A 795-nucleotide genomic window follows, 5' to 3' on the forward strand; every position below is an offset into this window, starting at 1 on the left:
AATGATAATACGACGTCCATCAATTAGAGACAAAATCCTATGAAAAAGATACATCATCAATGGTGGACGAATTTCATTATTGTCTAAAAAATCCGTCATGTCATAGCCAATAAATTTTGCATCAATGCCAATGTCATCATCAGGATTGTCAAAAACCCACCCTAAGGCATTGCCTTTACACCATCTTTCTAAACGACCCGATATCCCCTCCCTGTGCGTGGTGTCAAAAAACATTTGTAAGGCGGAGATCGTCCGTTGTTCTTTTGGCAACAAGGCAAGCTGGTCAACAGCCGCTGTGATGTCTTGTCTTTCTGATTCACTGATCTTTTGATCTTCAGACGAAACAAGCTTGATAATCCATTGGCGTAAAAAAACTCTATCTGCTGGATTGTTATAGTCTAAGCCTTTTAGCGGTGCTATGCCTGTCGGTTTACCATTCTTCAAGGGCATATAAGTGCCGCCACCCGCTCTGACAAAAAGTTCTGCTCCGCGATCTTTATCAAAAAAGACCATATTGGGATCATGCTTTTGAAGTTGTGCTAAAAGAAAATTAACAATAACCGTTTTCCCAGAACCAGAGGGACCACAAACAAACGTATTGCCTAAATCTCCAAAGTGAAAGTTAAAATAAAATGGTGAACCAGCAGAGGTCTTCATTAGTGCGACCGCTGGTCCCCACACATTGCCATCTATTTTTCCAACCGGAAAAGAATGAAAAGGAGAAAGCGCTGCATAATTGCGGCTTGTTATTGCACCAGAGCGGGTGCGATAAGCATAATTGCCAGGCAATTGTGC

At 41.8% G+C, this 795-nt stretch carries 1 pseudogene; it reads right to left on the reverse strand.

What is annotated here, in order from left to right:
• Nucleotides 1–795, reverse strand: a pseudogene (locus tag ACFINU_RS10170) (transporter); the annotation flags it as partial.

The organism is Bartonella sp. AC130YNZD, from assembly GCF_042196865.1.
Taxonomy (GTDB): Bacteria; Pseudomonadota; Alphaproteobacteria; order Rhizobiales; family Rhizobiaceae; genus Bartonella.